Raw genomic sequence first — 5795 nt, 5'->3', positions numbered from 1 at the left:
GGCAACCGACGCCGCGCATCGATCCCGCTTCCTGCGTCGGCCTCTCTTCCGAGATCGACGCGCTGTTGAGCTCCGCGCCGTCGGGATCGCGGTGGTACCTGAGTCTGCTCACGGTGGACCTCGACGTGCCGGTCGTCGCCGCGCTACTCATCGACGACGCCGGCAGGCCGATGACCTCGCTCGGCATCGCCGCGGACGCGGACCCGTCCCACGCGATCCTGCTGGCCCTCGAGGAGGCTCTGCTCACCAGGTTCATGCTGACCAGGAGCCCCGAGTTGCGTGCTCGCGGCCCGCTCGGCGGCGACTGCGCCACCCTGCGCGACCACGCCCTCGTGCACGCCGACTCCCGCGAGCTCAGGGAACGGATGGGGTTCCTCCTCGACGACGGACCGCTGCTCGCAGCGGATGACGTGGCTGCTCGCTTCGCAGGCCGGCCGAACGCACTGTCGGTTCTCCTCGCGGCCGACTTCGACGTGCTCACCGTGGACGTGACAACCGAGGACGTGGCCCGGGCGGGTCTCGTCGTCGTTCGCAGCATCGTGCCGGGTCTGCAGCCGCTCGACAACGACCATCGCTACCGCTACCTGGGGGGCCGCAGGGTGTCGGTCACGGAACCCAACCCGGACCCGCATCCGTTCCCCTGACAGGTCCCGGCAAACGGGCCGCGTCACGGTGCCGGGGTATGGCTCGGGACCTGTCCGAGGTGCCGCCTCGACACACCGACCAGGTCACAGGCTTCACCATGGTTCGAGGAACGAGGCAGCAGGGTCGGCGCGATTCGGGACGGCGACATCGGGGGGACAGGTCGTGCCGTGTCCCAACCCGTAGGGTGCCGCGATCCGGTAGCTGCCCGGCTCCGGCGCATGCAGCACGGTCCAGCTGTCCGAAGTCTCGTCCTCCTCGGAAGGGGTCACCGATTCGCTGAGGCAGCCACGGTGGTCGGCCGGAGTCTCTGCCTCCGCTTCGGGCGGCTCCAGCAAGCTGCCGTGCTCGTCGACCAGGCCGAGCCAGGGTGAGTAGGGGATCCGGACCAGCACCGTGCCGGCGTCGGGCATCGTGATCACGACCTGGTCCGCGTCGAACGCGGTCACTTCCGCGGGCGGGTCGACCAACGGCGTCGGTGCCAGGACCTCGAAGAGCCGCCAGTTGTCGTCGCTCCACACCTCGCTCAGGTAGTTCGGGCCGGTGGCGACGAGCCGGGCCTCCGCCTGCGCCGCCACGTCGGAAGGGCCGGTCGCCAGCACGACGTACTGCACCGCCCACCGGCTCAGCCAGGTGCGGTACGACGCCGGGGTCAACGCCCCGGGCTCGTAGAAGACCGGGTTGCGCACGGTGTCCGCCTGGCGGTTCCACCCCCGGGCGAGGTTGACGTACGGCGCCAGCGCCGAGGCCTCGCGGTGGCTCCGGGTCGGCACCACCTCGACCCGGCCGCGATCGGCCCCGCGCCGCTCGAGCTGCCGCACCAGGGGAGCGAGGTCGTTCCATGCGGCGTTCGACTGGCTGTGGATCACGTCCCGCGCGGCGACGGCGACCTGCCAGACCGAGGCGGTGGTGATGGCGGTGGCGAGCACCACCGCGCGCACCGTCGCCCGGGTGTCCCGGCGCTCGCGCAGGGCGGTCAACGGCGAGGACCGCGCTGCGGCGATCGCGACCAACAGGGTGCCGCCGAAGACCAGCCCGAGCCGGTTCATGTTGCTGCCGATGGGGGACGGGACCATCCAGACGGCGATGACACCGACCGTGTAGAGCAGGGCACCGAGCCGCACGGTGCGCCATGACGGCGGGGCGAGCACCCAGCAGGCCAGGGCGAGAGCGACCGGCAGGATCGTGGAGCTGAAGCCCATCGGCTGCCGGCCCGAGAAGGGGAAGGCCAAGGAGGACAGTGCGATCACTGCCAGGGGTGGCCCGCCGAGCAGCCACGCCACCGTGCGCCGACCGGCCAGCCACGACGCAGCCGCCACGACGCCGAGGAACAGGCCGGCGACCGGGCTCGAGGCCGTGGCGAGGGCCGACAGCGTTCCGGCCAGGACCGCGCGGGGTCGGCCCGGCCTGCCCGCGGTGGCGCTGCCCGGGTCCTGCCACGCCTGCACGACCGCCAGGGCGGCCAGGCCGCACATGGTGCCGAGGGCGAAGGTGACCCGCCCCGACACGGCGCTGCCGGTGAGCGCGAGCGCGCCGTACAGCGCCGGCCACGTCGGCCGGCGGACCGCGGGGTCCCGCAGGAGCAGCAACGCGAGCAGTCCCGCTGACACGGTGCCGGCGAGCACCAGGGTGACGCGCACGCCGAGCGCCGCCATCACGTACGGCGACAGCAGACTGTACGAAGCGGGGTGCATGCCGCCGTACCAGGCGAAGTTGTAGGCGCTGCCGGGGTGGTCCCGCGCGAACTCGGCCCAGGCGTCCTGCGCGGCGAGGTCCCCGCCGCTGCTGGCGACCAGCGTCACCCAGAGCCCGTGCAGAACCAGCGCAGCCACGACTGCCGGCAGGACCGGGTGGATCGGCCGAGCCGTGCGAAGCGTCCCGATCGTCGTGGTGTCGGTCCCGACCCGGCTGTGCGCCTGCATCCTGTGTCCCCCTGCAGTGCCGTAACGGCAGCCGTGACCCCGCCACGCGCCGTCGTCAGTCAGCTCAAGGTTGCCACAGCAATCGGCGGGCGCGGGGAGCTTGCTGCTCCTCGGCGTCTTGCTGGTGCTCACTGCCGTGTCGGCGTGGTTTGTGGCCCGTCGCGATGTGTAAGCCAGGGCCCCGCCGAGGTGGCCAGTAGTGCCCACGGAGGACGCGTCAGGCTCGCGGGCAACCCGCCGGCGACCAGCCGGTCATTCCAAGTCGAATGGCGAGCGAGCCGAGAGTTGTGAGGCGAGGTGCGCCGCGGCGGAGCCGATCTCGTGCCCCAGGCGCAGGCACGACTGCGGTGCGTGGTCCTGAAGGCCGCCGCCTACCGCGACGAGCAGCGCTGGATGAGCGGCGGCCAGAGACTCCACGACGTCCTCGAGGACGACGACGTCCTCGGGCATGCTCACCGCCAGCACGACACAGACGGCATGTCCGAGAGTCGCGGCTGCGGCCCACTGAGCGGTCGGGACGTCTGCGCCGAGGTAGGTGGTGGCGAGGCCGGCCCGCCTGGTCGCCACAGCGAACGCCAGCAGCGCGACCTCGTGACGGGCTCCTGCCGGCAGGCCGACGAGGACCCGCGGCCCTCGGGCTGCCGCTCCCGAGGCCTCGAACGCGGCGTTGAGCCTGCGGACCACCCCCTCCGACACCAGATGCTCCGCGGCCACGGTGACCCTCCCGGACTCCCACGCGAGTCCGAGCTGGCGCATCGCCGGAAGCAGCCAACCATCGGCTACCGCCTCGAACGAAGCGGTGCTGAACTCATGGTCCAGGACGGTCGCGAGGCCGGTGACGTCGAAGTCCTCCGCGACCCGGACAAGCGCCTCTATGTCGCCGTTCGGAGCAGGGCCATGGAGCGCTGCAGGCGGCTTAAGCGGCGATCGGTCCGCTGTTCGCCGCCTCGTCTCCTCCGCGGCCTGCCGCGCCGACCACCCGGCGAGCACGAGTCCCCGCATGGTGATCAGCGCGCGCACCGAGTCGGCGTCGTACAGCCGATAGCCCGCGTCGGTTCGGCGGGGCGCGATCAGGTCGTAGCGCCGCTCCCAGGCCCGGAGCGTCGAGACGCTGACGCCGACGAGCTCGGCTGCGTGCTTGATGGTGTACACCGCCGTGCTGCGCTCAGGCCAGTGCCTTGCGCAGACCCTCCTCGGCGTCGTCGCCGAGCTTGCGGAACGCTGGCGCGGCTAGGGGAGCCAGCAGCCTGGCCAGCCCCTTGAACGTGAACTCCGCGCGGTACGTGAGCTCGGTCCCGCCGCTCGAAGTGGGCTTCAGCGTCATCGTGTCGTGGGCGACGACGGTCTTGTTCTCGCCTCGCAGACGGAAGGTGTGGGGCGCCGCGTCCTCCTCGACGACGTAGATGAGCTCGGTCGTCCGGCCGAGGAACTCGGAGACGTTGTGGTATCGCGTGCCAATCCCTCCGTCCCCCTCCTCGCGGGTGGTATTGACCGTGCCGGGGTCCCACTCGTTCGTGGACGTGAAGTCCCGGAGGTAGGCGTAGACCTCCTCCGGGGGGCGCGGAATTTCGATCGTGCGGACGATGTCCATGAATCTCCCAACCTTTGACATACCTGATACAAACACCCTACAGTCCTTATACATGAAGGGCAATCCGATGCCCCCGCCTTCCCGAACCACCGACGTGTCAACCCATCCGCAGGAGACGCCATGACCCGCCCCACCGTCGCCGTGATCGGTGCCGGCGTCTCCGGCCTGACCGCCGCCCACGTCTTGGCGAAGACGCACGCCGTGACGCTGTTCGAGGCTGCCGACCGCCTCGGTGGCCACGCCCACACCCACGACGTGACCACAGAGGACGGTCGTTCACTGGCCGTCGACAGCGGCTTCATCGTTCACAACGAGCGGACCTACCCACACCTGTTGCGCCTCTTCGCGGAGCTCGGTGTAGAGACGCGCGCCACCGAGATGAGCATGAGCATCACGTGCGCCTGCGGGCTGTCGTACGCCGGCGGTAGGGGCGTGCGGGGGATCCTGGCCCAGCCGCGCCGCGCGGCCGATCCCCGTTTCGTCCGGATGCTCGTCGAGGTGCCGCGGTTCCACCGGGAGGCCCGACGCGTGCTGGCCGCCGGCGATGCCGAGACGACCTGGGGTGAGTTCCTGGATGGCTGCGGGTTCTCCGACTACTTCGTACGACACTTCGCGCTTCCCCTGGTGTCCTGCGTGTGGTCCTCCGGGGACTCCGACACGCGTGCCTATCCGGCGCGCCATCTCTTCCGATTCCTCGATCACCACGGGATGCTCACGGTCAAGGGGTCACCTTCGTGGCGCACCGTCGTCGGCGGCTCACGTACTTACGTCGACCGCTTGACAGCCCAGCTGGAAGATGTGCGACGGGGTACGCCGATCACCTCCCTGACGCGGCACGAAGGGACTGTTGACGTCGTCACCGCAGACGGTGCTCCCCAGAGCTTTGACGCGGCTGTCATCGCGACCCACGCCGACCAGGCCCTGGCGCTGCTCGCCGACGCGACGCCCGCGGAGAAGGAGGACCTCTCCGCCATCGGCTACTCGGTGAACCGGACCTGGCTCCACCACGACTCTTCGGTGTTGCCGGACCGTGGCGCTGCGCGGGCGTCCTGGAACTATCGGATGCGCTGCGACGCTCCCGCCGAGGGAGTCGTCGTGAGCTACTGGATGAACCGACTGCAGGGGCTCACGGACTCCCGCGACCATGTCGTGACCCTCAACGCCGAGGGGCACGTCGACGAGGCCACGGTCGTCGCGGAGATGGCCTACGCTCACCCGATCTTCACGACGGCAGCCGTCGAGGCGGCCTCGCGCCTACGGAGCGCCGGTGGCGCCCGGCTCGCGTTCGCAGGCGCGCACCTCGGCTGGGGCTTCCACGAGGACGGCTGCCGCTCCGGGGTGGAGGCAGCCGCCAAGCTCGGAGCCTCGTGGTGACCGTCCCTCTCATCCCACCCTCCACGCCCGCCCTGGTCGTCGGGACCGTCGCCCACGCGCGTCACACGCCCGTAGAACATGCGTTCCGCCACCACCACTACCAGTGGCTGGTGGACGTCGACGCCTTGCCGGAGCTGCCCTGGCCGACCCGGCTGCTGGCGCGGTTCGATGCGCGCGACCACCTCGACGGCGGTCGTCAGGGCGGGGGCATCCGCGGGGACGTGTCACGTTTCCTGGCCCACCGCGGAGTCGAGCTCGTCCCGTCC

The 5795-nt window shown here is 70.9% G+C and carries 6 protein-coding genes; 3 read left to right on the top strand and 3 right to left on the bottom strand.

What is annotated here, in order from left to right; all coding sequences use genetic code 11:
- Positions 1 to 644: YcaO-like family protein (locus VFZ39_RS01235; protein WP_330863898.1), on the top strand; the 644-nt coding region annotated here is incomplete at its 5' end.
- Between the two features lie 93 nt (positions 645 to 737).
- On the opposite strand, the gene VFZ39_RS01230 is transcribed toward VFZ39_RS01235, so the two are convergent.
- From VFZ39_RS01230 to VFZ39_RS01220, 3 genes are all read right to left on the bottom strand, one after another.
- Positions 738 to 2564, bottom strand: a complete 1827-nt coding sequence (locus tag VFZ39_RS01230) for an MFS transporter (protein WP_330863897.1) — start codon at positions 2562 to 2564, stop codon at positions 738 to 740.
- A gap of 252 nt (positions 2565 to 2816) precedes the next feature.
- Positions 2817 to 3716 carry a MerR family transcriptional regulator gene (locus tag VFZ39_RS01225; protein ID WP_330863896.1) on the bottom strand — a complete coding sequence of 300 codons (900 nt, stop codon included), beginning with the start codon at positions 3714 to 3716 and terminating at the stop codon, positions 2817 to 2819.
- 13 nt (positions 3717 to 3729) lie between these two features.
- Positions 3730 to 4155 (bottom strand): SRPBCC family protein, encoded by a 426-nt coding sequence (locus VFZ39_RS01220; RefSeq protein ID WP_330863895.1) that lies wholly within the window; start codon positions 4153 to 4155, stop codon positions 3730 to 3732.
- A gap of 120 nt (positions 4156 to 4275) precedes the next feature.
- Here VFZ39_RS01220 and VFZ39_RS01215 point away from each other — a divergent pair, with 120 nt between their 5' ends.
- On the top strand, positions 4276 to 5529 hold the full coding sequence (locus tag VFZ39_RS01215; protein ID WP_330863894.1) for an NAD(P)/FAD-dependent oxidoreductase: 1254 nt from the start codon (positions 4276 to 4278) through the stop codon (positions 5527 to 5529).
- Positions 5526 to 5795: DUF1365 family protein (locus tag VFZ39_RS01210; protein ID WP_330863893.1), on the top strand; the 270-nt coding region annotated here is incomplete at its 3' end. The genes VFZ39_RS01215 and VFZ39_RS01210, both read left to right, overlap by 4 nt.

The sequence above is a fragment of the Nocardioides sp. genome (genome assembly GCF_036374615.1).
Classification (GTDB): Bacteria; Actinomycetota; Actinomycetes; order Propionibacteriales; family Nocardioidaceae; genus Nocardioides.
Note: the sequence above shows the minus strand (reverse complement) of the source record. Positions and strands in the feature narration are given on the sequence as shown.